Raw genomic sequence first — 23,906 nt, forward strand, 5'->3', positions numbered from 1 at the left:
CCCTGGTTCAAGATCGGGTTCAGGGTTGAGCCACCCCGACCTTCAACCTCAGGTCGAGGGTTCGACGTTCAAGCTCAGGCGCAGCCTCAGGACGTCTCGGCCGCCGTCAGTCATATGGTGGGACCGCGCGCCAGCGCACCGACACCCGGGAGGCCACCGCGATGGAGACCCTGGACCTGCACGGCGTCTTCCGCGACGACCGCGCCATTTACCGCACCGTCCAGCAAGCTCTGTTCCGCTGCTCCGCGACCGGCGTCGACGTCCTGGAGATCATCCCGGGTCGCGGCGCGGGCACGCTGAAGCGGCGGGTCATGGCGTTCCTCGGACAGCAGCAACTGCGGCGGCTCTATGCGCGGGTCGAGGAGGACCCGAACAACGCGGGGCGGATTCTGGTGCACTTCCGGTAACCGCGGTTGTTACACGACAACCCGAACCGTTCCTCGATCAAAAGTCGTCTGACCTGATGTGACGTACTCCCGGAACCACGACTACTGGAACCACAACGTCGCGCACCACGCCCGCATCGTGCGCGCGATGCCGCCATACTGCCGCTCGGCCCTGGACGTCGGCTGCGGCGACGGCCTGCTCGCGCAGAAGCTGGCCGCGCACGCCACGTGGGTCGTGGCCCTGGACGCCTCACCGGAGATGGCCGAACAGGCCCGCCGCCGCACCGCGGGCCTGGACGTCGAGGTCGTCGAGGCCGACTTCCTGGCCGCGGTCCGCGACGGCGTGCTCCCCCGCCACTCGTTCAGCTTCGTCGCCTCAGTCGCCGCGCTGCACCACATGGACCCCGAACCGGCCCTGCAGGCCATGGCCTCACTCCTGGAACCCGGCGGCCGGCTGGTAGTGGCCGGCCTGGCAATGAGCCGGTCGGCGGTGGACTGGCTGATCGCGGCGGCGCAGGTCCCGCTGATGCACACCATCCGCCTCGCCCACGGCGGCAAGTCGGGCCCGGACGGCATGCCGGTGAGCTTCGACGCCATCCCGTCGTGGGCCCAGTCGAAGAAGACCGCCCTGGACGCGCTGCCCGGGGCGCGCTGGCACCGGACGTTGCAGCTGCGGTACATGATCGAGTGGACGGCGCCGGGGCGCGCGCCGATGGGGTTGCGGCAGGCGCCTGCTGTCAGATCGAACCAATCATGCGGTTAGTGCCAGTGGTACGCGCCTGATTCGAGGACGCAGGTCAGGACATTGCCGCTGGCATCGACGGTCGTGAGGCCGGCATCGGCGTCCGGGCAGAACTCGCCGCGGCTGTAGAAACCGCCGTGCGGGTCCGTGATGACCCCCTGCGGCGGAGAGGTCGGCGCGACGACCGTGGTGCTCTGGCTCAGCTGCCCCTTGATGATCTGGCCGTTGCTGACCTGGTAGGAGCCGTCGTAGACCTTGGTCGAGCCGTCGGCCTGCAAGGCTTCGAGATGCACGTCGACCGTGTTGCCCGCCTCGCCGGTGATGGTCAGTGTGTCGTGGGCCGTGCCGGCGAAGCCTGCCGCGAACGCGCTGTACGTGAAGCCGAGGTTGTCGCCTCCGAGCTTCCACGCCGTGGCATAGTCCTGCGCGTTGATGGCCGCATAGAACGCCGAGACCACGGCCGCCGGGTCCTGTGCTGTCGGCGTCGGCGTTACCACCGGGGCTGCGGGAGTCGGCGTGGCCGAGGGCGTCGGGGGCGGTGTCACCGTAACCGTGGTCGTCGAGGTCGACGGAGGTGCGGGCGTCGAGGTTCGCGAGGCGGTCGAAGTCGGCGATGGGGAGGCACTCGGCTGAGCCGCCGCCGAAGCACACCCTCCGGCAGCGCACCCCACCGCCACCACCAGTGCGATGGCCCGGGCTCGCATAGCGTCGCCACCTCTTATCGTCTCTCTCCATCCTCCGCCTGCGAGCGGTCGTTCGCACCCCGGCGTTGTTACTTGTTCGTGACTAGTAACATGCCTGCATGGCACGCTCATCGCCGCCGAGGAGTTCGCGGTCGGGGTGGGGCGATCAGCGTTCGAACAGCTCACCGGTGCCATGCGTGACGCGGCGAGAGCTTCGCCGGCATGTGGCAGTTGGTCGCCGACACGACCGGGCTGGATCCGGTGACGGTCAAGACGTTCCTGGCGCCGGCCCGCCGAAGCCGGGCCTCGGCGAACCGTCCCGCGCCGCCCCGCTCCCCCGCGCCCTGCTGCTGATCGGCGTGGTCATGGCCGTCGTCGGCAGCGTCGGCGGCCCGCTGATCACCAGCGTCGCGACCACGCTGCACGTCTCGCTCGCGGCGGCGCAGTGGACGCTCACCGTCTCCCTCCTCACCGGCGCCGTGGCGACCCCCGTCCTGGGCCGCCTCGGCTCCGGCTCGCGCCGCCGCGCCGTCGTCCTGGCGACGCTCGGCGTGATCGTGGCCGGCAGTGTCCTGACGGTGCTGCCGCTCCCCCTCGGGCCGCTGCTCGTGGGACGCGCGGCGCAGGGCTGCGGGCTGGCCCTGGGTCCGCTGATGATGGCCTCGGCGCGCGAGCACCTCGACAAGGCCGGAGCCGCCTCGACCATCGCGATGATCTCGGTCGCCTCCACCGCCGGAGTCGGCTTCGGCTATCCGCTGGCGGGCTACCTCACCGACGTCGGCGGCATCCGCCTCGCCTACGCGGCCGCGCTGGGTCTCTCAGCGGTGGCGCTGCTCGTCGCGTTCCGCTTCTTCCCCGCCTCGCAGCAGCCTGTCGCCCCGGCGCCGGACCCAACTGCCAGCGGCCTGCTCACCGCCGGGGTGCTGGTGCTGCTGCTGGTCCTCGGCGAGGCGAGTCTGTGGCAGCACCATCTGCCGCTGGCGATCGGCGGCGTCGTCGCGGCCCTGCTCCTGCTCGCGGCCTGGACGCTGCGCGAACGCGCGCTCACCGCGCCGCTGGTGGACCTGCGGCTGCTGCGCCACCGCGCGGTGGCCGGGGCGAACGCCGCGATGCTGGTGGCCGGGGTGGGGATGTATCTGCTGCTGTCCTGCATCACGCGCTACGTGCAGACTCCGCGCGTCGCAGGGTACGGCTTCGGCCTGAGCACGTTCGCCGCGGGCCTGTTCCTCGTCCCGTTCTCGGTCGTCGGCTTCGTCGCCGGCCGTCTCAGCCCCCAGGTGCGCAAGCGCCTGTCGGCGCCGGCGCTGGTCACCGCCGCGACCGGCGTCGTGATCGCCGCGTTCGCGCTGTTCGCCGTGGCCCGCGGCACGATCGCCGGACCGCTGGTGTCGATGATGCTCCTCGGTCTCGGGGTCGGCGCCTTCTCGGCGGCCATGCCCGCGGTGATCCTGGAGGTGACCCCGGCGCAGGAGACGGCGAGCGCCATGGGTGTCAACCAGGTGGTCCGCAGCATCGGCTTCTCGCTCGGCAGCACCCTGAGCGCCCTGCTGCTGGCCGCGCACACCCCGGCCGGTGCGCTGTTCCCCACCGACAGCGGCTTCACCACGACGGCATGGATCGGCGCCGCCGTCACCGCGCTCGCGCTGGGCATCAGCTTCACGCTGCGCCCACGAGCCGCGGCGACGACGGCGCCGTAGACAAGTACAACCGACCGAAAAGCGAGCTGCTTAAGCAGTCGCCTCCGCAGCCCCCTGCGTCGGCCCGCCGTCCGGAGCCTCGACAGCGTCAGCCGCCGCGACAGCCTCCGGCGCGACACCGCGCTTGAGCCCGACGAAAGCCACGATCGCGGCCGCCGCCATGATCCCGGCCATCGCGTAGAAGATCGTCGCGGTCGACTGCGCGAAGGCCACCTTGTAGAAGTGTGGGATCTGCGACAGGTCCGGAGCCCCGCTGCTCGAAGACCCGCTGGAGGAGCTGCTGCTCTGCATCTGCGCCAGCCCGGCCGCCAGGTGGTCGGCGACGCCGCGCGGCGCACCCTGGGCGACCAGCTGGTTGGCGACGTTGGTCCGCATCCGCGACACCAGCGTCGTCCCCAGCACCGCCAACCCCAGGCTCGCCGCATAGTTCCGGATCGTCTGCGTGATGCCGGTGGCCTCGCCGTAGGAGTACCGCCCGGCCTGGTTCACCGCGTCGGTGCTGGCCGGGGAGAGCATGAAGCCGATGCCGGCGCCGGCCAGGACGATGAACCACTGCTGCTTGCCGAAGTCGAGCGTGGTGACCTTCTGGGCCCACAGGAAGAAACCCACGGCGGCCAGCACGCAGCCCATGGTGACCGGCCGCTTGGCGCCGACCCGGTCGAGCATGCGGCCGCCGATCTGGGTGGCGACGGCGAAGCCGATGAAGAAGTAGAGCAGGAACACGCCAGCGTCCTTGGCCTGCTTGCCGAGCGAGATCTGCGCGTACTCGCTGGAGAACAGGAACAGCGGCACGAACACCAGCATCGCGATGCCCAGGACCAGGTTCTCGACCAGGAACGTCCGGTTGCGGAAGATGTCCATATCGATCAGCGGCGAGTCGGTGCCGCGCTGGACCCGGTAGAAGACGAGCAGCAGGACCAGGCCGGCGGCGATGCAGATCCCGATCGCCGGGTTGCTCCAGCCCCACAGCGGGGCCTGCTGGAAGCCGAAGACGCCCAGCACGATGCCGCCGGTGATCAGCGCCAGCCCGCGGTAGTCCATCTTGGCCGGGCGGAAGTCGGTGACCGGCTTGGACAGCGCGATCAGCAGGATCGCCACGGCCGCGACCGGCAGGTTGACCCAGAAGATCGCGCGCCAGGTCCACTGCGTCAGGAAGCCGCCCATGATCGGGCCGATCGCGGTCAGCGCGCCGGAGATGCCGAAGAAGGTGGCCAGGGCCTTGCCGCGCTCGCGCACCTCGTAGGTCTGCACGACGATGGCCAGCGCCGCCGGGAACATGATCGCGCCGCCCAGCCCCTGCAGCGCGCGGAAGGTGATGAGCCAGGCCTCGGCCAGCGAACCCTTGGGCGTGGCGCCGCACATCGCCGAGGCGGCGGCGAAGATGATGACGCCGACCGTCACCATCCGGCGGTGGCCCAGCGTGTCGGCCAGCCGGCCGCCGAAGGCGAACAGCGAGGCCAGGGCGAGCAGGTAGGCGTTGACCGCCCACTGCACGCCGGTCGCGGACAGCCCCAGCTTCGTCTGGATCTCCGGCACCGCGATGGACACGATCGTCTGATCGATGAACGTCATGGAGACCGCGAAGATCATCGCCGCCAGGACCAGATTCTTCGATCTTCCGTCGACTGGTACGGCTTCGGACATAATCCCCTCCCCTGTGAACCACTGATGACATGCCCGAACGTCGATTTCCGCCACTGATATGTCCCCCCGGCGGGCAACCGCGACGCCATCATGGTGCATAGCCGCCGATCACGCCAAGAGCGCGTCCCGCCGGGACAGCAGGAAAGCCCGTTCGCTGGCGTTGCCGGCCCGATCGGCGGCGAGCTCGTATTCGGCGACAGCCTCCGCGGTGCGGCCGGCCCGGCGCAGCAGGTCGGCGCGGACCGCGTGGTAGGGCCCGTATTCGGCCAGCGGCTCGGCGAGGTCGTCGACGACGTCCAGAGCTGCGGCGACGCTGTCGGCCTCGGCCAGCGCGACGGCCCGGTTGAGGGCGACGACCGGGGTCGGCTCGACAGCCAGGAGGGTGCCGTAGAGGGCGAGGATCTGGCCCCAGTCGGTGTGTTCGGCGTCGGGGGCGTCGCTGTGCACTGCGTTGATCGCGGCCTGGAGCTGGTAGGGGCCGGGCTGTCCGCGGCGCAGGCAGGCCCGGACCAGGTCCTGGCCCTCGACGATCAGGTCCCGGTCCCAGAGTGCGCGGTCCTGGTCGGCGAGCAGCACCAGTTCGCCGTCGGGGCCGACCCGCGCCGGGCGGCGGGCCTCGGTGAGCAGCAGCAACGCGAGCAGGCCGGCGGCCTCGGGCTCGTCCGGCATCAGCTCGGTGAGCAACCGGGCCAGGCGGATCGCCTCGGCGCACAGGTCGGCGCGGACCAGGTTCTCGCCGGAGGTCGCGGAGTGACCCTCGGTGAAGATCAGGTAGACGACGGAGAGGACGGCGCGCAGCCGGTCCGGCAGCTCGGCTTCCGACGGGATCCGGTACGGGATGTGCGCGGCGCGGATCTTGCCCTTGGCGCGGACCAGGCGCTGGGACATGGTCTGCTCGCTGACCAGAAAGGCGCGGGCGATCTCGGCGGTGGTCAGGCCGCCGAGCAGGCGCAGGGTCAGGGCCACCCGGGCCGGGGCGGACAGGGCCGGGTGGCAGCAGGTGAAGATGAGGCGAAGGCGGTCGTCGCGCACCGGGTCCTCCGGTTCGGCGTCGGTTTCGCGGTGGGGTTCGAGATCGGTGGTGCCGGTATTGGCGGTGGCGGCAGCACCGGCGGAGTGCAGGAGGGCCGCCTGGGCGTAGTGGTCGGCGCGGCGGGCCTCGCGGCGCAGGCGGTCGATGGCGCGGTTGCGGGCGGTGGTGATGATCCAGCCGACCGGGGACGCCGGCCGGCCGTCCTCGGGCCAGCGTTGCAGGGCGGTGGTGAAGGCTTCCTGGACCGCTTCCTCGGCGAGGTCGATGTCGCCGAGGGAGCGGACCAGGACGGCCACCGCGCGGCCGTATTCGGCGCGGAAGACGGCTTCGATGTCGGCCTTGTCGGTGTTGTTCACGCTGTCCGTGCCCCGTGTCACGTCAGCCCAGGAACGGCCGGACTTCGACCGGCAGCCCGACCGCGCGCGTCAGCTTCGCCGCCCAGCCGAGCGCGGCGTCCAGGTCCGGAGCATCGATGATCTTGATGCCGCCGAGGTGCTCCTTGCTGTCCACGAACGGCCCGTCGGTGATCATGACCTCGCCGGCGCCGGGCCGGAGCACGGTCGCCGTGCTCGCCGGATGCAGTCCCCCGTCGAACACCCACGAGCCGACCGCCCGCAGCTCGACGTTCAGCGTTTCGAGGTCACGGTTGATCTCGGCGAGCCGCTCGTCGGTGGGCAGCGGGCCGTCGGGCTGGTAGATGGAGAGCAGGTAGCGGGTCACGGTCGCCTCCTCAGGCTTCGTGGGTCGGTTCGTAGGTCGCGATGATCACGCCGGTTCCGGTGCGGACCGAGTCGACCAGCCGCATCCGGCCCAGCTCCGCGCCCTCGAACAGGCGCAGGCCGGTGCCCAGGACCAGCGGGTGGATCAGCAGGACGTACCGGTCGACCAGGCCCGCAGCAGCCAGGGTGCGGACCAGCTGGCCGCTGCCGAGGACCGCGATGGCGCCCTCGACGGTGTCGCGCAGCTCGGCGACCGCCTTCGGGACGTCGCCGTCGCCGGGCACCACGGTCGAGTTCACCCACGGCAGGGGTTCGGTGAGCGTGCGCGACACCACGTACTTCTGCACCTTGTTCAGCTTCTCGGTGTACGGGTTGCCGTCGGTCTGCTTGGGCCAGTGCGCGGCCAGGGACTCGTAGGTGCGGCGCCCGAACAGCATCACTCCCGGCCGCGCCATGCCCTTGGCCATCTCCGCACCCATGATCTCGTCAGCGTAGGGGGCGGCCCAGCCTCCGTGCGGGAAGCCGCCGCGCAGGTCTTCGTCGGCGCCGGCTGGGGCCTGCATGACACCGTCCAGGGTGAGGCTCTCGGTGACCACGATCTCGGCCATGACGTTCTCCTTCGTGCTTCGGGTGGATCGTTCTCACCCTCTACACGAACGGGGATGCCCGAAACAGACACGCCGCCGTGAGGACATCGTGTCCCGGTTAGGCTGACTCCATGATCCGCCCCGCCGCCCCCGCCGACGTCCCGACCATCCGCGCGCTGATCGCCGCCCTCGCCGACTACGAGCGCGAGCCGGACGCCGCCAAGGCGACCGAGGAGCAGCTGCACGCGGCCCTGTTCGCCGAGCACCCGGCGGTCTTCGCGCTGATCGCCGAGGACGACGCCGGGAGCCCGGTCGGCTTCGCGCTGTACTTCCTGAACTTCTCCACGTGGAACGGCACGCACGGCATCTACCTGGAGGACCTGTTCGTGCGTCCCGAAGCGCGCGGCGGCGGGTACGGGAGCGCGCTGCTGCGCGAGCTGGCGCGGATCGCGGTCGAGCGCGGGTACAGCCGGGTGGAGTGGAGCGTGCTGGATTGGAACGAGCCGTCGATCGGGTTCTACAAGTCGCTCGGGGCGGTGGCGATGGACGAGTGGACCACGATGCGGTTGACCGGGGACGCGTTGGTGGCGTTCGGGTCCTGAGCGCTAGCCCCGCAAGTCTTTGGCCATGATCGCGCACACTGTCTCGTAGCGGCGGATTGCGCCGTCCGGCGCCTCCTCGTCCCAGGAGTCGGGGCGGACGTCGAACACGACGTAGCCCAGCCGCTCGTACAACGCCCGCGCCCGCGGATTCTCCTGCTCGACGCCGAGCTCGGCACGGACCAGGCCACGCCGGCGGATGCGCTCCTCGGCAGCCTCGATCAGGGCGGTGCCCAGGCCGCAGGACTGGAGCGCGGGCATCGTCGCGAGCTGATGGATCGAACCGGCGCCGGGGGCGAGCTCGTAATCGATACCGCCGATCGCCAGCGGGAGGTCCGACTTGGCGGCGCACACCGCGAGGTAGTCCGCCACTCCGGCCGCGGCACGATCCAGCTCGTTCTCCACGACGAGCAGATGCAGCGCGGAGCCGGACCAAGCAATGTGCGGGAGATCCGCGTGCGTCAGGTCCCGGACATGGATGGGGAGCTCAATTTCGGCAGACATCTGGGCAGTTCATCACACCCACCCCCGCCCCCGCGCCTCCATTCCCGCCTGAAACCGCGTCGTCGCGTCCAGGCTCCGCATCAAGGCCTGCACTCGCCGCTGCGTGGTCCGGAAGCTCCAGCCCAGCGCCCGGGCGATCGCCTCGTCAGTCTGGCCGGAGGCCAGCAGCAGGAGCAGGGTGCGGGTGGTCTCGTCCGGGCCGGCGCCGGTGGTGCCCGGTATCGGCAGCGCCAGGCGCCATTCGGCCTCGAACAGCGCGATCAGTGCGTCCAGCAGCGATGACGGGTGGATCACGTAGGCCGTGGTCAGTGCCTCCTCCGGGTCGCGGATCGGGATCAGGGCCTGGCGGTCGTCACTGATCACCATCTTGATCGGCAGCGTCGGGCGGGTGCGGGCGTGCTCACCGAAGGTCTGCGACGGCTTGATGTCCTCGGTGAGGCGGCCGGGCCAGGCCAGGGCGGCGCGGGTGTAGATCACGCGGTAGCTCAGGCCGGAGCGGGCCCGGCGCGCCGCGTTGTCGTGGTTGGTGCCGGGGGCGTCGAGGTAGGGCGGCCGGTCGAAGCCGCGGATCTGGTGGCGGGCCTCGGTCTGCAGGTGGTCGAAGCGGCGGCTGATCTCCTCGTGGCCGCGGACCACCTCCACCGACAGGGAGGGGTCGGTGTAGCGAGCGGCCTCGCGGTAACTGTCCATGAGCTCGTTCATCAAGGACCTGACGCGCACCAGTTCCTGCTCCGCGCGTCCCACCAGGGAGCCGATGGCGATGTCCGGGGCTGAGGCGAACCACACCGCCGCGCGCCCAGCGGCGCGGCTGGCCAGTCCCTCGGCGGTCAACCGGTCCAGCGCGGCGCGGACTTTGGCCGGCGGCAGCCCGGTCAGCTCCGCCAGCCGCGCCGCACCAGACTCCGGATGCTCAACGAGCGCTGAGTAGACGGTGCCGCACGGTTCTGGGAGGCCCACCGATTCCAGCACGTCAGCCCCCTTGTCCACGGCTCTGGCGTAATCACGCCGGGTGGCGAGAATACGCCCCGCTGGCCTTCTTGTGCCATCACCCCGCACGCTGCCAGGTTGTTCCCACCGTTCATTCACTGAAGCGTGTGAGGAACCGAATGCACAATCCCCGTTCACCCCGGCCCACCGCCGCAAGAAGTCGAATACGCCTGATCACGGCCCTGATCGCGGGCACCACGCTGGCCGCCGGCACGCTCGGCACCATCGGCGCGGCGAGCGCCGACTCGTCCGCCCCGACCGTCCCGGGCCGCACCCCCGCCGCCTTCGGCCCGCAGGGCTCCGTCACCACCGCCGGGGCCTCAGCGTTCGGCGAAACCTGGAAGGCCTCGGACCATCCGGCGCCGGCCGGGAGCTCGGCCACCGCCGGCGGCCACGCCGTCAGCAGCATGATCAGCTCCAGCACACCGATCCCGGCCTCGCTGGTCGCCGCCGCCAAGACCGACGCCACCGCGACCGGGCCCAAGCGGCTGGCCCTGGCGAACACCTCGGGCCTGCCGTCGAACTACGGCATCTCCTCCTCGCTGGAGAGCTGGATCAACTCCGGCGGCGTGGACGCCCTCGGCGCCTACAGCGACCTGCAGACCCGCTACGGCAAGCTGCCCGGCCAGGGCGAGATCATCACCAACGTCTGCGTCGGCGACCTCACCGACGCCTCGATGGCCGCCGCCGGCGACGGCTACGTCCAGCAGTTCGGCCCGACCACCGTCGTCTCCGGCGGCCAGCGCTACCTGGACCTGCCGTCCATGCCGCTGATTCCCACCTACGTCGCCGACACCGCCGGGCACCTGGACCCGCTGGGCTCCACCGAGAACCAGGACCCGACCAACGGCGAGATCATGCTGGACTTCAGCGTGATGGCCCCGCTGCCGCACCAGGATCAGCGTCCGGAGAACGCCGGCAGCGGCTTCACCGACCTGCTCGGTGTGGCGCCCGGTGCGAAGTACCGCCTGGTGGTGCCCTCCAGCCCGACCCCGGACCAGATCCGGGTGGCGCTGCTGGCCGCCGCGCGCCAGACCCCGCGGCCGAACGTGATCAACGCCAGCCTCGGCTTCGGCACCGACAGCCAGGGCTTCCCCGGCCGGTACCTGGAGGACGATCCGTCGATCCAGGCCACGATCACGCAGATCGTGCACCAGTACGGCATCACGGTCTCCATCGCCGCCAACGACGGCACCCGCCTGTTCACCCCGACCGCGGTCGGCCCGGACGGCGGCAGCACCCCCACCGACGTGGCGCACTCCGCGCATCAGGCCACGACCATCGACGACGACTCGATGTCCACCACCCCGAGCGAGGTGCCGGACAGCGGCGCCATCGCGGCCGGCGGCAGCACCACCGACGACACGCTGGCGGCCGGCACCGCGGGTCCGGCGACCGTCGCCGAGACCCGGATCACCGGCAGCGGCAACTTCTCCTCCGGCTTCGGCTCGCGCATCGACCTGTCGGCGCCCAGCGACAACATCCCGGCGTTCTCACACGCCCAGGGCCACTCGGCGCAGAGCGTCGACGTGAGCCTGACCGGCGGCACCTCCGCCTCGGCCCCGGAGATCGCGGCCGCCGCGGCCGTGGTCGACGGCGCCGCGAAGCTGACCGGCCGGACCCTGACGCCGCAGCAGATCAGGGACCTGCTGGTGGACACCGGACGCAAGGTGGCCACGCCGGACCAGATCGACCGGAGCCTGAACGTCGGCCCGCAGGTGGACGTCACCGCCGCGGTCGAGCACCTGCTACCGGGCTCGCACCGGGACGACGCCGGCACCACCGCCAGTGCCCCCGGCAACGGCAACACCGACGCCGTCGACGCCAAGCACGGCGCCACCCAGATCGTCCGCCTCGGCGTCCAGCACCACGTGCTGCTGGGCCAGGAGGGCGGCGAGTTCCTGGAGAGCACCGACCCCGGCTCGATCGACCTGGCCGGGCCGAGCGACATCCACAACCAGAAGACCGGCGAGGGCCTGGTCGGCCCGCTCACGTTCGCCGCGGACGTGGTGAACGCCGGAAGCAGCAGCCGCTACCGCCTGACCGTCGGCTCGCAGCACTTCGACTCCGACACCCCGGCGATCCGGATCACCCCGACCCAGCTGCTGACCGCCGCCGGGCTGCCGGTGGTCTCCACGACGCCGCGCACCGTCTCGGTCCGCTTCGACGTGCTCTCCCACGGCCGGACGACCGCGACGATCACGCAGTCCCTCACCCTCAGCGCGACCGACGGCACCTACCTGGAGGCGCCGGCGCCGACCGCCCCGGCGACCGTCGCGGCGGGCCAGGACGTGACAGTGCACTACGACCTCACCGGCGTGCGCACCGTCAACAACCCGACCCTGGCGGTCTCGACCGTCGGCCACTGGAGCCCGGTGCTCGCGCCGCTCTACAACAACGCGTGGACCACGCCGCTCACCGGCACCTCCGGCGATGTGAAAATCCCCGCCTCGGCGTTCGCCTCCGGCGGCGGCATCTACGGCGTCACGATCATCCAGGACTACTCGAACGCGAGCTACCCGATCTACGGCGAGTCCGCGCCGATCCGGGTCGCGGGCTTCACCGCCGACCGCCGTCCGGACGCGCCGACCCTGACCGCCGGCGGCCGCCACGGTGCCGCAGACGCCTCCGAGGCCACCGACGGTTCCGACGCCAAGGCCGTCTTCGGCCACCAGGCGGAGGTCTCCCGCAAGGCCCCGACGTTCAGCGTGCGGTACTCGGTGGACTCGGTGCCCGGCGCGGCCGGCGCGATGCTGGAGATCTCCTCCGGCGCGCCGACGCTGTGGAACTCGCTCAACACCTTCACCGCGATGAACGGCACCGCCCGCGACGGCGACGGCTTCGACGCCGGCTCGCTGGTCTACCAGCGGCTCCCCGGACGCTCCGGGACCGTGACGCTGGACGCACTCAAGCTCGGCCTGCCCACGGCCTCGCAGTACAACGTGCGCGTGGTGCCGGTCGGCTGGGACGGCAAGGCGGCCGGGCAGGCCTCGCCGTCCTCGACCCTGGCCGTGGACGACGGGCTGCCGCCGGCCGGCGGGCAGGTCGTGGACTTCGCGACCAAGGGCGCGGACTCGGTCGCGCTGGTGACCGACGCCTCCGACGCCGGTGAGTCGGTGCGGCACTACGACCCGGCGACCGGGACGTACGGATCGGTCATCACCTCCGACACCACCCAGGCCGGGCCCTACGCGATCATCGGCGTGGACGACTCGGCGCATCGCGTGGTCCTGATGCACGTCGTGAGCCAGGACTCGTATCAGCTGGAAGTGCGGAACCTGGCCGACGGCTCGCTGGTCGGCACGCCGCAGGTCGTGCAGAACACGCCCGGCCTGGTCATCGGCGGCCGGGTGGACGCCACGCGGCACCAGGCCTGGGTGCTGCAGTGGGCGAAGTCGGACTACCACGACGAGCTGCTGACCGTGAACGTCGGCACCGGCGCGGCGGGCACGCCGATCGAGCCGGACGCCGCGGTCAAGGCGACCCGTGCGTACTACAACGGCATCGACGTCGACGCGAGCACTGGCACCGTCCAGCTCGCGCACCTCGCCGACAGCGCGCTGTGCTTCGGCGGCGCGTCGAACGCGGTGATCAACGTCAGCGAGGCCACCGGGGTGGTCACGGCCGGCACCGGCTTCACCCCGAAGTGCGGGACCAGCTTCGCCTCGGCGCAGGACGGTTCCAAGGCCACGCTGCTGAATTACGCCAGCTTCAGCGTCAACTTCCTGAGCCACACCACGCTGAACCAGGTCGACGAGAAGACCCTGACCACGACCGGCGGCGGCACGCTGCGGCAGCAGATGGCCGGCCCGGTGGCCGTGGACAGCGCGCACCACGTGGCGCTGATCACCTACGCCAGCCCGCAGCCGCTGTCGATCTTCGGGCACCCGGGCGGCGTCCTGACCGACAGCAACTCCCGCAGCCAGATCGACGTGGTGGACACCGACACGGGCAAGGTGCTGAAGACCCTGTCCTCGTTCCAGTTCACCCACGGCTTCGGCGGCCCGCTGGCGTTCACGGCCGAGCCGGACGTCCAGATCGACCCGGCGACCCGGACCGGGTTCACGTACGGGCCGGGATGGAGCCAGATCGAGCAGTTCAGCTACTGAGTAGATGCTGATCGGACGCTGATCGGCGCCTGACCGAAGATCGGCAACCCACCGCCGCCTCGTCGGACTGCTCCCCAGAGCAGCTCGGCGGGGCGGCGGCCCTTTCCCCAGATCCTGCAAAGGGCTGAATTCAGACCGTCAGCACGATCTTGCCCTGGGTGCGCCCGGACTCGATGAGCTCGTGGGCCTTGGCGGCGTCGTCCAGCGGCACGTCGTGCTCGACGTACGGCCGCAACTTCCCGGCGTCCACGAGCGCGGCGAGCTGTTCGAGGCCCACGTGGTCGGGCTCGACGGTCACGCCCGCGAACCGACGTCCGGCGTCGATCGTCGCGGCGCGCAGCTCCATGTCGGTGCGGTCCACGATCGTCACCAGCAGGCCGCCGGGCCGCAGCACCTCGATCGACCGGCGCCCGACCGGCCCGCCGACGGTGTCCAGCACGACGTCCACGTCGCGCACCGCCTCGGCGACGTCGACCGCGCGGTAGTCCACGACCTCGTCGGCCCCGAGGCCGAGCACGAAGTCGCGCTTGGCGGCGCTGGCGGTGGCGAGCACGCGCGCGCCGCGGGCCTTGGCGATCTGCACCGCCAGGTGCCCGACCCCGCCGCCGCCGGCGTGGATCAGGACCCGGTCGCCGGCGGCCACCGCGGCGGTGTCGACGAGCGCCTGCCACGCGGTGAGGCCGGCCAGCGGGAGCGCGGCGGCGTGGGCGTGGTCGAGCGCGGCGGGCTTGCGGGCCAGCTGCCGGGAGGGGACGGCGACGTACTCGGCGTAGCCGTTGCCGGCGCGCGGGAAGAACGGCATGCCGTAGACCTCGTCGCCGACCGCGAAGCGGGTGACGCCGGGGACGGCCTCTTCCACGACGCCTGAGATGTCCCAGCCCAGGACGAACGGCGGCTGCCCGAGCATCGGGAACGCCCCCGAGCGGACCATGGCGTCGACGGGGTTGATGCCGGAGGCGTGCACGCGCACCAGTACTTCGGAGGGCAGCGGGGTGGGCTTGGGCAGGTCAACAGCGTGCAGGACGCTCGGGTCGCCGAAGGAGTCCTGGGTGACAGCGCGCATGGGAAGTCCTTCCACACTTTCTGTAGTGGTCGTTACAGAATGACCGTACCACATTCTCTAGCGATCGCTATAGAATGAGTCCGTGAGTACAGCGACGAGCACAGCGACCGCCAAGGGACGCCCCCGGGGCTTCGACCGCGACCAGGCACTGGAAGCGGCGCTCATGGAGTTCTGGCGCCACGGCTACGAAGCGACCTCCATCTCCACCCTGACCAAGGCGATGGGAATCAACCCGCCAAGCCTCTACGCGGCGTTCGGCGACAAGCGGAAGCTGTTCAGCGCCGCGGTCCAGCGCTACGCCGAGACCCACGGCGACTACGGCGCCCGCGCACTGGGACAGCCGACGGCGCGCGGGGTCGTGGAGACGATGCTGCGCCTGGCGGCCACCGAGTACACCGCCGCCGACCACCCGCCGGGCTGCCTGGTGATCGACGCCGCGACCAACACCTCCGACGCCTCCCAGGACGTCGCCGAGGAACTGCGCGGCTACCGCGAGGACACGAAGCAGGCCATCGCCAACCGCATCGCGGCCGACGTGGCGGCCGGCACGCTGCCGCCGACGACGGACGCGCCGGCGCTGGCGACGTTCTACGCGGCGGTGATTCAGGGCATGTCGACACAGGCCCGCGACGGCGCCAGCGAGGCGGACTTGCAGCGCGTGGCGGATGTGGCGCTGGCGGCTTGGCCGGCTTGAGAGGGCTACACCGCCGGCTTGGCTGTTTGAGGGCTATACATCGCGTGCCGCGGCCCGGATCACGTCCAGCACGAAATCAGGGTGCGACAGCATCGGCACGTGGCTGCTGACCACCTCGTGCGTCGAGGCGCCCATGCGCTTGGCGACGAAGCGCTCCAGGTCGGGGTTCACGGTCTGGTCCTCAGCGGCCACGATGCGTACCCGGCACCTTCTCGGTGACCAGCTCGGCCGGCGGGGCGGCATGCGTCGCCCACACCACCTTCTGCTCCGCCTCCGGCAGGTCGCCGGCACAGACTCTGCGACGTCTCGTCCTCATCGGGGGCCAGCGCGGCGGGGCGGGCGCTCACCTATTCTCATGTGAGGCCGCCATCCGTGCGAGGCAGCTGCGCGCGCGGCTGCCGCGCGTGGGCGGCGACGTTCCACGGTGAGTGGAGTGTGGCCGTCGCGCCGAATCTGCGGCCGGCGGCCGGCGTGCCGTTCGGCGAGTACGTGTCGCCCGGCAGTAGTAGAGTCCAGCCGCCCTCGTTGAAACGTTCCCACAGACCGACATCGACAGGTGGTCTCGCGATGACCGTGAACAGCGGGGCGGAACCCTCCTCCCCCACCGAAACCGAAGCCGAAGCCGAATCCCGCGCACGCAGAGCGCGAACCGAAGCACGCCTGGCCGCCGCCGGCATCTCCGTGCCCGCACACCTCCCCTGGATCGAATCCGCGGACACCGTCACACTCCGCACCCCGACCGAAGTCGCCCGACGCACCTACGCGCTCTTCCTCACCGCCATGCGCGCCGACTCACTCCTGAGCGACGCTGAGATCCCGGTCGAGGAGATGCGCGAGCGCTTCCCCCAGGGCTTCGCGGCGTTCAGCCCGATCGAGGCAGCGTTCTTCGCCGCCGCCGAGCCGGAGAAGCAGACACTCATCAACTCCCTGTGGCGCTACGAGTCGCTGGCGACACTCCAGTGGGCGCTCGGCTGGGCGGAGGAACTGCCGTGGCCCACCACGATCTGCGACCTGGACACCGTCATCGCGACGATGATGGACGCCGACCCCGACGAGCGCGTCGCCACCGCCGCCCTGCGCCCGGCCGCCGAGATCGTGGACGCGCTGGACCTGCACTTCCGCCTGCACTGGGCCACCCGGCACGCCGGGCTGGAAGGCCGCCCCAACCCGGCCGACCTGGACGGCGGCGTGATCATGGAACGGCACCACGCGCTGAACTGGCTGATCACGTTCATGGGCGAGGACTGGGACGACGTCCCGACCCACACCTGACGCGGAAGGCGTGAGAGCGCCGCAAAAACCGCTGGTCCCGACCCAGAACTCCCGGGTCGGGACCAGCGGCCTGTACAGCCCAGGCGGCCTATAAGGCCGTCGAGCTACGAGCTACCCGCTATCCCTCAGCCACCGCGAACACGTGCATCGCCGTGGTGTTGCTGCTGACGCCCGAGGCCACGTTCGGGAACGTGATCGAGGCCAGCGTCTTCGTCGAGTCCACCGGCACCGTCGTGGAGAACACGAACATCTGGATCGACTGCGAGCTCCCGGAATCGCTGTTCCGGTAGGGCATCGTCGCGATCGCGGTGTCCGTGGTGTCCCCGCCGCTGGCCCAGTCGTTGAACGTCAGCGTCTGGGTGGTGGAGGTGCCGTCGGTGTAGGTCAGGGTGATCGGTCCGGAGGACCCGCCGTTGGTGGACGAGCCGAGCAGCCCGAGCTTGGTGGCCCCGGCCTTTCCGGTCACCAGCATGGTCTGCCCGTCGGGCAGGATGTTGTCCGCGCCGCACGCCGCGACGTTCGGCCAGGTGTAGGTCACGCCGTTCGACGTCACCGTGCCGCCGGGCTTGATGCCGTTGGCGGCCAGGGCTTCGGCCGAGTAGCTGTAGCCGTCGCCGTCGAAGTCGGCGCACTTCTGGTTCGCGTCCGGCGAGGTGCCGATGTTGCTGTAGTAGTCGGCCGGGTTCGCGGTCGGGGTCATCGGCAGCACCTGGCCGTCGGAGACCTGACCGGCGGCGTTGACCACGCTCACCGAGGCGTTCGTGCCGGCGAAGACGTGGAACATGCCGTTGGCGCCACTCGGGGTCGGCACGGTGAAGGTCACCGCCGTGTCGCTCCAGGAGTCGACCGTGAACGTCGCGCTGTTGCCCGGCGCTCCCCAGTTGATGCCGTGATCGCTGAACACCACGTAGCCGGTGCCCTGCGTGGCCCCGAAGCCGGAGCCGTGCACGGTCACCTGCTGGCCGGCCGCGGCCGGCGACGGGGCGACCGAGGTGGCCACCGCGCCGGTCGGCGCGGCGGTCGAGGTGCCGACCGCGAACACGTGCAGCCGGCCCTGGTCGGTCCCGTTCGGCAGGACGACCGAGGTCAGCGTCTTGGTCGGGTCGACCGGGAACACCGTGGAGAACACGTGCGTCGCGGTGTTGTCCCTGCCGTTCGCGCAGCTGGAGCAGTCGCGGTAGGGCAGGGTCGCGGCGTCGCCGTTGCCGAAGGACGGCTTGGCCTGGCCCGCGCCCAGCGTCCAGTCGGACAGCCCGAGCCAGTACTGGGTGGTGCTGCCGTCGGAGTAGTCCAGCGTCATCACACCCTGACTCGGTCCGCCGTCGGCCGAGCCCAGCAGACCGAGCTGCTGCGTCCCGGCGGCCGCGGACACGGTCACCTTCTGGCCGGCGGCCACGGTGTTGTCCGGGAAGCCCGGGGCCGGCAGCGGCCAGGTGTAGGTGACGCCGCCGACGGTCACCGGCTTGCCGGGGGTCAGCCCGGCGGCGGCCAGTGCCTGCTGGGAGTAGCTGTTGCCGACACCGTCGTAGTTCGTGACGGTGATCTGGTTGTCGTCGGCGATGCCGTTGTTGTTGAACGAGGACAGCAGGCTGCCGGGCGTGGCGACCAGGACGGTCAGCTTCAGCGGAGGCAGGGCCTTGCCGTTCTCGGACAGCTGGATCGGGACGGTGTAGAACGTCTGCGCCGTCGTGGCCGGAGCCTTGACGGTCAGCGTCAACGAGCCGTGCCCGTTCGAGGTGAGGTGCAGGTCCCGGTCCGACTGCTTCAGGGTCAGGCCGGAGCCGGCCGGAGCCGTGGAGCTCACCGCGATGTCCTGGTGCTGCCCGAGGACGTCCTGCGCGGACACCGTCACCTTGGCGCTGCCGCCGGGGGCGACCTGGAGCTGCTGGTCGGACAGGTAGCCGATGGCCGGCTGCTGGCCGTCACCGTGCGACGGCGGGACGTCCTTCTTGCTCGCGCCCCAGCTCTTGTTCGGGGTGGAGCCGACCTTGACGTCGAGCGTCGCGCCGTCGGTGAACGCCGAGGCCGGCAGGTACGGCGAGTGCCACTGCGAGCCGTTGAGCCGCATGCTCTGGACGTAGAAGTTCTTCACCGAGTCCGCGCCGGGCGCGTTGACGGTGATGGACTTGCCGTTGCCCAGGTGGACGACTTCCAGCGGGAACTCAGGGCTGTTCAGCGCCATGTCGGCGCTGCCCGCGGCCTCCGGGAACATGCCGAGCATCGAGAAGACGCCCTGCGCCGAGGTGGTGCCCAGGTCGTCGTTGCCGCCCAGGCTGGTCTTCGGGTCGTCGGTGAAGATCTGGGTGCGGACGTCGTTCACGATCTTCTGCGCCTTCCACGGCGCGCCGGCCCAGTCGTACAGCCACGGCACACCCATGTCGGGCTCGTTGCCGAGGAACGCGTACGGCGAGGGCGGACCCTGGTCGAGCTGGGTGAAGAAGGTGTCCAGCTGCTTCTGCACCGCCGCGCCGCCGCCCATCGCCGACACCAGGCCGGAGAGGTTCCAGCCGATCTGCCAGCGGTACTGCGAGGCGTCGCCTTCCACGTAGTTGTCGGACGAGGTCAGCGTGGTCGGCAGGTACGAGCCGCTCATGGTGCGCGGCTCCAGCAGGCCGGTGGCCGGGCTGAACAGGTTCTGCCAGTCCTGCGACCGGGTCTGCAGCGCGGCGGCGTCGGTCTTGTCGCCGAGCGCGCCGGCCAGCTGGCCGAGGGCGAAGTCGGCGGCGCCGTACTCCTCGGTCGTCGACACCGGCCCGTAGAAGTTGCAGCAGGTGTTGGCGGCGTCGGAGGGGACGTAGCCGTACTTCTCGAAGTCCGCCAGATCGGGGCGGATGTTGTTCGGGGTGTTCGCCTCGGCCAACGCGTACTTCAGCGCGGAGGCGGTGTCGAAGTCCCGGGCGCCGAAGGCGTAGTAGTCGGCGAGCTCGCCGTCGGCCGGGTCGCCGACCATGACGTAGCTCTCGCCGTTGTTCATCGCCCACTTCGGCATCATGCCGTTGTTCTGCGCGGCGTCGTTGACGATCGACTGCGCGGCGTTGCTGGCCATCGCCGGGTCGACGATCGCCTCCAGCTGCGCCTGCGTCCGGTAGATGTCCCAGCCGGAGTAGTTCGCGACCTGGACGTGCCCGGGCTGCACGGTGTGCACCTGGTTGTCGAACCCGACGTACTGCCCGTTGGTGTCGGAGAACGTGTTCGGGTGCAGCAGCGCGTGGTACATGCCGGTGTAGAACACCTGCTGGCGCGCCGCGGTGCCGCCGCCGATCTGGATCTTGCCCAGCTCGTCGTTCCACGCCTTGACGCCGGCGTTGTGCACGGTGTCGAAGGCGAAGCCGGTCTGCTCGGCGGCCAGGTTCGCCGTCGCGTTGGCCCCGGAGGTGAACGATATGCCGACCTTGGCCTGAACCACCTGGTTGGCGGTGGTGTCGAAGGTCAGGTACAGACCGTCGGGGCCCGTGGCCGCCGCCTTGGCCGTCGTCTTCTGCGTGGCCGGCAGCTTGCCGTGGATGGTCGGCGCGGGCAACGCGCCCGGCTTGGCCTTCGGGGTGGTGGACGTCGTGCCCCCGGGAGCCGGGCTGGGGCTCGGCGACGCGCTGGAACTCGGGCTCGGACTCGCCGAGGGCGCGGCCGGGCTCGGGCTGGCCGCCGACGTCGGGGCCTGGGTCTTCGTGCTCTGGGTGTTCGTGGTCTGCGACTGCTGCGTCGTCTTGGCCGCCGGCGCCGAACCCGGGGTGACCGTGGTGCCGGTCCAGGTGCCGTGCGCGGTGATCGGCTGGTCGAAGACGATGTCGAAGTTCAGCGTGTAGGTGTTGCCCGCACCGCAGAAGTGGCCGCTGGTGACCGAGCCCTGGACCTCGTTGGGCCCCACGACCGTCGCGCTGGTGGCCGAGTCGCCGTTCTGCGAGCCGGTCAGCTTGAACAGCAGGTTGGACTGCGCGCCGGCCGGGAAGGTGAAGCGGCCGATGCCCGAACGCGCGGTCTCGGTGAGCTCGGTCTTCACCGACGACGCCCCGGCGCCGGTGCTGACCGAGTAGTAGTCGGCCGAGGCGGACTCGGCGGAGTGGCTGAACGGTGCCGAGGCGTTCGACGGGTCGCTCGGCAGCGCGCCGGCCGTCGGCAGGATCGGCACGTCCCCGAACGCCCCGCAGCCCGGACCCGACATGTGGGTCAGGCTGAAGCCGGAGATGTTCGAGTCGTTGTAGTAGTAGCCGCCGCCCTCCGGGCGGTCGGGGGTGGTGTCCGGGCCCCACTGCATCATGCCGAAGGGCACGTCCGGACCCGGGAAGTCGTCGGCCTGGCCGCCGGCCCCGCCGTCGCCGGTGGCCAGGAACGGGTTCACCGCCGCCGCGGGGTTCGCGACCGGGGTGACCCCGCCGGACCCGCCGGACGCGGCGAACGCCGTCCCGGCCGCGCCGGACAAGGCTGCTGTAACGCTTAAGGCCCCTGTCAAAACGGCGGCTCCAGCCGCCCTCGCCATCTTTCGTCGGACACTTACACGGCGCGCCATGGGCACCGTCCCTCCACGAGTGGTCAGTTCTCGAACGGGTTCGAAGGTGACGGCGGTAACGTTAGCAAGGCTTCTGAGTTGCGACTATGGGTCCTGCGGGGCCGGTTTTCCTGTTAACGTTCCCATGCTGGTCAGGCCGATCGGAGGCGCAAAACAAAGTGGCCGGAGCCGACGTCGGCTCCGACCACACTTCCCGCTGCGGGTTCGCTACATCGCTGTATCTGACCTCTTCAGCGACATTTTGAGCATCAGCCCCGGTATGTCTCCAAGAGTCGCAACCAGACCTCGCCGATGGTCGGGTAGGCGGGCACGACGTGCCACAGCCGGCTCATCGGGATCTCGGCCGCCACCGCCATCGCCGCGGAGTGCACGAGCTCTGCGACCCCGGGCCCGACGAACGTGACCCCGACCAGCACCTCCCGGTCCAGATCCACGACGGCGCGCGCCTGGCCCCGGTAGTCGTCGGCGTAGAGCGCGGCCCCGGCGACCTGCCCCAGGTCGTAGTCGACGGCGCGCACCCGCAGCCCCTGGTCCTGGGCCTGCCGCAAGGTGATGCCGACGGCGGCGGCCTCCGGGTCGGAGAACACGACCTGGGTCACGGCGTGCAGGTCCGCGGTCGCGACGCTGCGGCCCCAGGGCTCGGTGTCCAGGGCGCGGCCGAAGGCCCGGTCGCAGATCGCGCCGCCGAAGATCCGGCCCTGATACTTGCCCTGGTGGGTGAGCAGCGCGCGGTGGTTGAGGTCGCCGGCCGCGTACAGCCAATTGCCGTCGACACCCTTCACCAAGCCCGTGTCGTCGACCTCCAGCCAGCCGCCTGGCTTGAGGCCGACGGTGTCCAGGCCGAGGTCGCCGGTCGCGGGGCGGCGGCCGGTGGCGAACAGGACCTCGCCGGCGGTGAGGGTGCCGCCGCCGGCGAGGGTGAGCTCGACCGTGCCGTCGTCGCGGCGGTGCACGGCCGTGGCGGACTCGCCGAAGCGCACGTCCACTCCGTCAGCACCCATATTCTCCGCGACGAGCTCGCCGACGAACGGCTCCATCGCGCCCAGCAACCGGTCGTCGCGGACCAGCATCGTGACCTCGCTGCCCAGGGCCCGCCACGCGGTCGCCATCTCCACGGCCACCACGCCGCCGCCGATCACGGCCAGCCGCCCCGGCACGTGCTTGGCGCTGGTCGCCTCGCGGCTGGTCCACACCCCGGCCTCGGCCACACCCGGCAGATCCGGGACAGAGGCCTGGGTTCCAGTGCACAGCGCCACGGCGTGCCGCGCGGTCAGGACGCGCTCGGCGCCCTCGGGGGTGCGGACCACGACCCGCTTCTCGCCGTCGAGCCGGGCGTGCCCGCGCACCAGGCACAGGCCGGCCTTGGCGAGCCAGTCGACCTGGCCGTCGTCCTTCCAGTTCGAGGTGAACTCGTCGCGCCGGGCCAGCACCGCCGCGACGTCCAGCGCACCGCCGACCGCCTCGCGCGCACCGGCCACGCGGCGCGCGTCGGCCACCGCCGCGACCGGCCGCAGCAGCGCCTTGCTCGGCATGCAGGCCCAGTACGAGCACTCGCCGCCGACCAGTTCGTGCTCGACGACGGCCACGCTCAGCCCGCCGGCGTGGGCCCGGTCGGCCAGGTTCTCCCCGGTCGGCCCGCCGCCCACGACGATGACGTCGAACACGTCGCCGTCGGCCGGGTCGATGGTGTCGACCACGCCGTCGTCGCCGACGGACGGCGCCGCACCGTGCGGAAATACCGGGGCGCCTTCGGCCACCATGTCCTCGGCGGCCTGCACGACGTTCTCGTCCGGGGCTTCCATGTCACTCCTCACGCTGCGGGCTGTGGGCTACGAGCTATGGGCTGACGAGGCGAAAGCTCATTCAGATCACGGTATACGGCCCCGCATACGAAGGTCCGGCCCGGTGCGCTCACGGAGCGACCGGACCGGACCACGCACGACGACCTCAGCGGCTCTTCGCCGCCGATCCCGACCCTGAACCCTTCGTACCGCCGGCGCCCGAGTCGGCGCCCGAACCGCTGCCGGCCTCGCGCGCCGCAGCCTCACCGGCGGCCCGCGCCGGCGAGGGCGGACCGGGCTTCGGGACCGGGCCCGGCTTGGGCGGACCGGGCTTCGGGGCCGGGGTCGGGGTGGGCTGCGCCGCCCCGGCCGCCCCCGCCGTGGCCGCTCCCGGCTTCGCCTGCGCCTCCTCCTCGGCGAACGCCTCGCGCAGCTGCGCCTCCTGCTCCGCCGACAGGTTCGTCTTGATCAGCTCGGCGCCGGCCCGCTCGAAGGTCGGCAGGACCCGGTCCTCGACCTCGTCGGTGGACAGCACGAACAGTGCCGAGGTCCCCGGCGTGACCTTCGCCTTCACCTGCTCGATGAAGTCCTTGTCGATGCCGACGTTCGCCATCGAGCCGCCGAGCGCGCCGGCCGCCGCGCCGACCGCCAGGCCCAGCAGCGGGACGAAGAACAGCAGCCCGAACAGGAAGCCCCAGAAGGCCTCGCCGAGCGCCCCGCGGCCGGTCATGTCGGCCAGCTGGGACGTGCGCGGCCGCCTGGCCTCGGCCGGCCAGCTGACCACGGCCCCGTCGAGCACCTTGAGCAGGGCTTGTTTCTGCAGGCCCTCCAGTTCGGCCAGCACCTTCTCGGCGCCGTCGGGGTCGTCGAACTTCCACACGGTCAGGGTCGCCACGGGTCCT

21 protein-coding genes are annotated in these 23,906 nt (G+C 71.2%); 8 read left to right on the top strand and 13 right to left on the bottom strand.

What is annotated here, in order from left to right; all coding sequences use genetic code 11:
* Positions 1-161: 161 nt before the first annotated feature.
* A complete protein-coding gene (locus ABH935_RS40840) occupies positions 162-407 on the top strand; it encodes a Smr/MutS family protein (RefSeq protein ID WP_370351436.1) in 246 nt (81 codons plus the stop codon).
* Between the two features lie 58 nt (positions 408-465).
* On the top strand, positions 466-1,149 hold the full coding sequence (locus tag ABH935_RS40845) for a class I SAM-dependent methyltransferase (RefSeq protein ID WP_370383348.1): 684 nt from the start codon (positions 466-468) through the stop codon (positions 1,147-1,149).
* On the opposite strand, the gene ABH935_RS40850 is transcribed toward ABH935_RS40845, so the two are convergent.
* Positions 1,146-1,673, bottom strand: a complete 528-nt coding sequence (locus ABH935_RS40850) for a hypothetical protein (protein WP_370383349.1) — start codon at positions 1,671-1,673, stop codon at positions 1,146-1,148. The two genes, ABH935_RS40845 and ABH935_RS40850, sit on opposite strands and share 4 nt — an antisense overlap.
* Positions 1,674-2,033: 360 nt before the next feature.
* Between ABH935_RS40850 and ABH935_RS40855 the strand changes: the two genes are divergently transcribed.
* Both ABH935_RS40855 and ABH935_RS40860 read left to right on the top strand, forming a co-directional pair.
* Positions 2,034-2,165, top strand: a complete 132-nt coding sequence (locus tag ABH935_RS40855; RefSeq protein ID WP_370383350.1) for a hypothetical protein — start codon at positions 2,034-2,036, stop codon at positions 2,163-2,165.
* An 11-nt stretch (positions 2,166-2,176) separates the two neighbouring features.
* A complete protein-coding gene (locus tag ABH935_RS40860) occupies positions 2,177-3,508 on the top strand; it encodes an MFS transporter (protein ID WP_370383351.1) in 1,332 nt (443 codons plus the stop codon).
* 30 nt (positions 3,509-3,538) lie between these two features.
* Here the strand turns inward: ABH935_RS40860 and ABH935_RS40865 are convergent, their stop codons facing one another.
* The 4 genes from ABH935_RS40865 to ABH935_RS40880 form a co-directional block, all read right to left on the bottom strand.
* Positions 3,539-5,152: an MFS transporter gene (locus tag ABH935_RS40865; RefSeq protein ID WP_370383352.1), complete on the bottom strand. Its 1,614-nt coding sequence runs from the start codon at positions 5,150-5,152 to the stop codon at positions 3,539-3,541.
* 108 nt (positions 5,153-5,260) lie between these two features.
* Positions 5,261-6,562, bottom strand: a complete 1,302-nt coding sequence (locus tag ABH935_RS40870) for an RNA polymerase sigma factor (RefSeq protein WP_370383353.1) — start codon at positions 6,560-6,562, stop codon at positions 5,261-5,263.
* Position 6,563: 1 nt separating this feature from the next.
* Entirely contained in the window at positions 6,564-6,905 is a 342-nt protein-coding gene (locus ABH935_RS40875) for a YciI family protein (RefSeq protein ID WP_370383354.1), read from the bottom strand.
* Positions 6,906-6,915: 10 nt separating this feature from the next.
* Complete coding sequence (locus tag ABH935_RS40880) at positions 6,916-7,512, bottom strand: dihydrofolate reductase family protein (protein ID WP_370383355.1); 597 nt, start codon at positions 7,510-7,512, stop codon at positions 6,916-6,918.
* 110 nt (positions 7,513-7,622) lie between these two features.
* On the opposite strand from ABH935_RS40880, the gene ABH935_RS40885 reads away from it, so the two are divergent.
* A complete protein-coding gene (locus ABH935_RS40885) occupies positions 7,623-8,093 on the top strand; it encodes an N-acetyltransferase family protein (protein WP_370383357.1) in 471 nt (156 codons plus the stop codon).
* Positions 8,094-8,096: 3 nt separating this feature from the next.
* Here the strand turns inward: ABH935_RS40885 and ABH935_RS40890 are convergent, their stop codons facing one another.
* Together ABH935_RS40890 and ABH935_RS40895 are read right to left on the bottom strand one after the other, a co-directional pair.
* Positions 8,097-8,594 (bottom strand): GNAT family N-acetyltransferase, encoded by a 498-nt coding sequence (locus tag ABH935_RS40890; protein WP_370383358.1) that lies wholly within the window; start codon positions 8,592-8,594, stop codon positions 8,097-8,099.
* Between the two features lie 12 nt (positions 8,595-8,606).
* The gene (locus tag ABH935_RS40895) at positions 8,607-9,581 is read right to left on the bottom strand and encodes a helix-turn-helix domain-containing protein (protein ID WP_370383359.1); all 975 of its coding nucleotides are present in this window, start codon (positions 9,579-9,581) and stop codon (positions 8,607-8,609) included.
* A gap of 119 nt (positions 9,582-9,700) precedes the next feature.
* Here ABH935_RS40895 and ABH935_RS40900 point away from each other — a divergent pair, with 119 nt between their 5' ends.
* Positions 9,701-13,690 carry a peptidase S8 gene (locus tag ABH935_RS40900; protein WP_370383360.1) on the top strand — a complete coding sequence of 1,330 codons (3,990 nt, stop codon included), beginning with the start codon at positions 9,701-9,703 and terminating at the stop codon, positions 13,688-13,690.
* Positions 13,691-13,820: 130 nt separating this feature from the next.
* Here ABH935_RS40900 and ABH935_RS40905 read toward each other — a convergent pair whose 3' ends face one another.
* On the bottom strand, positions 13,821-14,753 hold the full coding sequence (locus ABH935_RS40905; protein WP_370383361.1) for an NADP-dependent oxidoreductase: 933 nt from the start codon (positions 14,751-14,753) through the stop codon (positions 13,821-13,823).
* Positions 14,754-14,835: 82 nt separating this feature from the next.
* Between ABH935_RS40905 and ABH935_RS40910 the strand changes: the two genes are divergently transcribed.
* Entirely contained in the window at positions 14,836-15,447 is a 612-nt protein-coding gene (locus tag ABH935_RS40910) for a TetR/AcrR family transcriptional regulator (RefSeq protein WP_370383362.1), read from the top strand.
* Between the two features lie 33 nt (positions 15,448-15,480).
* On the opposite strand, the gene ABH935_RS40915 is transcribed toward ABH935_RS40910, so the two are convergent.
* Together ABH935_RS40915 and ABH935_RS40920 are read right to left on the bottom strand one after the other, a co-directional pair.
* A complete protein-coding gene (locus tag ABH935_RS40915) occupies positions 15,481-15,690 on the bottom strand; it encodes an alpha/beta fold hydrolase (protein ID WP_370383363.1) in 210 nt (69 codons plus the stop codon).
* The gene (locus ABH935_RS40920; protein ID WP_370383416.1) at positions 15,629-15,763 is read right to left on the bottom strand and encodes a hypothetical protein; all 135 of its coding nucleotides are present in this window, start codon (positions 15,761-15,763) and stop codon (positions 15,629-15,631) included. The genes ABH935_RS40915 and ABH935_RS40920 overlap by 62 nt, the downstream gene beginning before the upstream one ends.
* 251 nt (positions 15,764-16,014) lie before the next feature.
* On the opposite strand from ABH935_RS40920, the gene ABH935_RS40925 reads away from it, so the two are divergent.
* Positions 16,015-16,719 carry a DUF4272 domain-containing protein gene (locus ABH935_RS40925; protein ID WP_370383364.1) on the top strand — a complete coding sequence of 235 codons (705 nt, stop codon included), beginning with the start codon at positions 16,015-16,017 and terminating at the stop codon, positions 16,717-16,719.
* A 118-nt stretch (positions 16,720-16,837) separates the two neighbouring features.
* Here the strand turns inward: ABH935_RS40925 and ABH935_RS40930 are convergent, their stop codons facing one another.
* From ABH935_RS40930 to ABH935_RS40940, 3 genes are all read right to left on the bottom strand, one after another.
* A complete protein-coding gene (locus ABH935_RS40930; RefSeq protein ID WP_370383365.1) occupies positions 16,838-21,136 on the bottom strand; it encodes a GH92 family glycosyl hydrolase in 4,299 nt (1,432 codons plus the stop codon).
* Between the two features lie 335 nt (positions 21,137-21,471).
* On the bottom strand, positions 21,472-23,025 hold the full coding sequence (locus tag ABH935_RS40935) for an NAD(P)/FAD-dependent oxidoreductase (RefSeq protein WP_370383366.1): 1,554 nt from the start codon (positions 23,023-23,025) through the stop codon (positions 21,472-21,474).
* A 145-nt stretch (positions 23,026-23,170) separates the two neighbouring features.
* The gene (locus ABH935_RS40940; RefSeq protein WP_370383367.1) at positions 23,171-23,899 is read right to left on the bottom strand and encodes a DUF1269 domain-containing protein; all 729 of its coding nucleotides are present in this window, start codon (positions 23,897-23,899) and stop codon (positions 23,171-23,173) included.
* Between the last annotated feature and the right edge of the window lie 7 nt (positions 23,900-23,906).

It is taken from the genome of Catenulispora sp. GAS73, assembly GCF_041262085.1.
GTDB lineage: Bacteria > Actinomycetota > Actinomycetes > Streptomycetales > Catenulisporaceae > Catenulispora.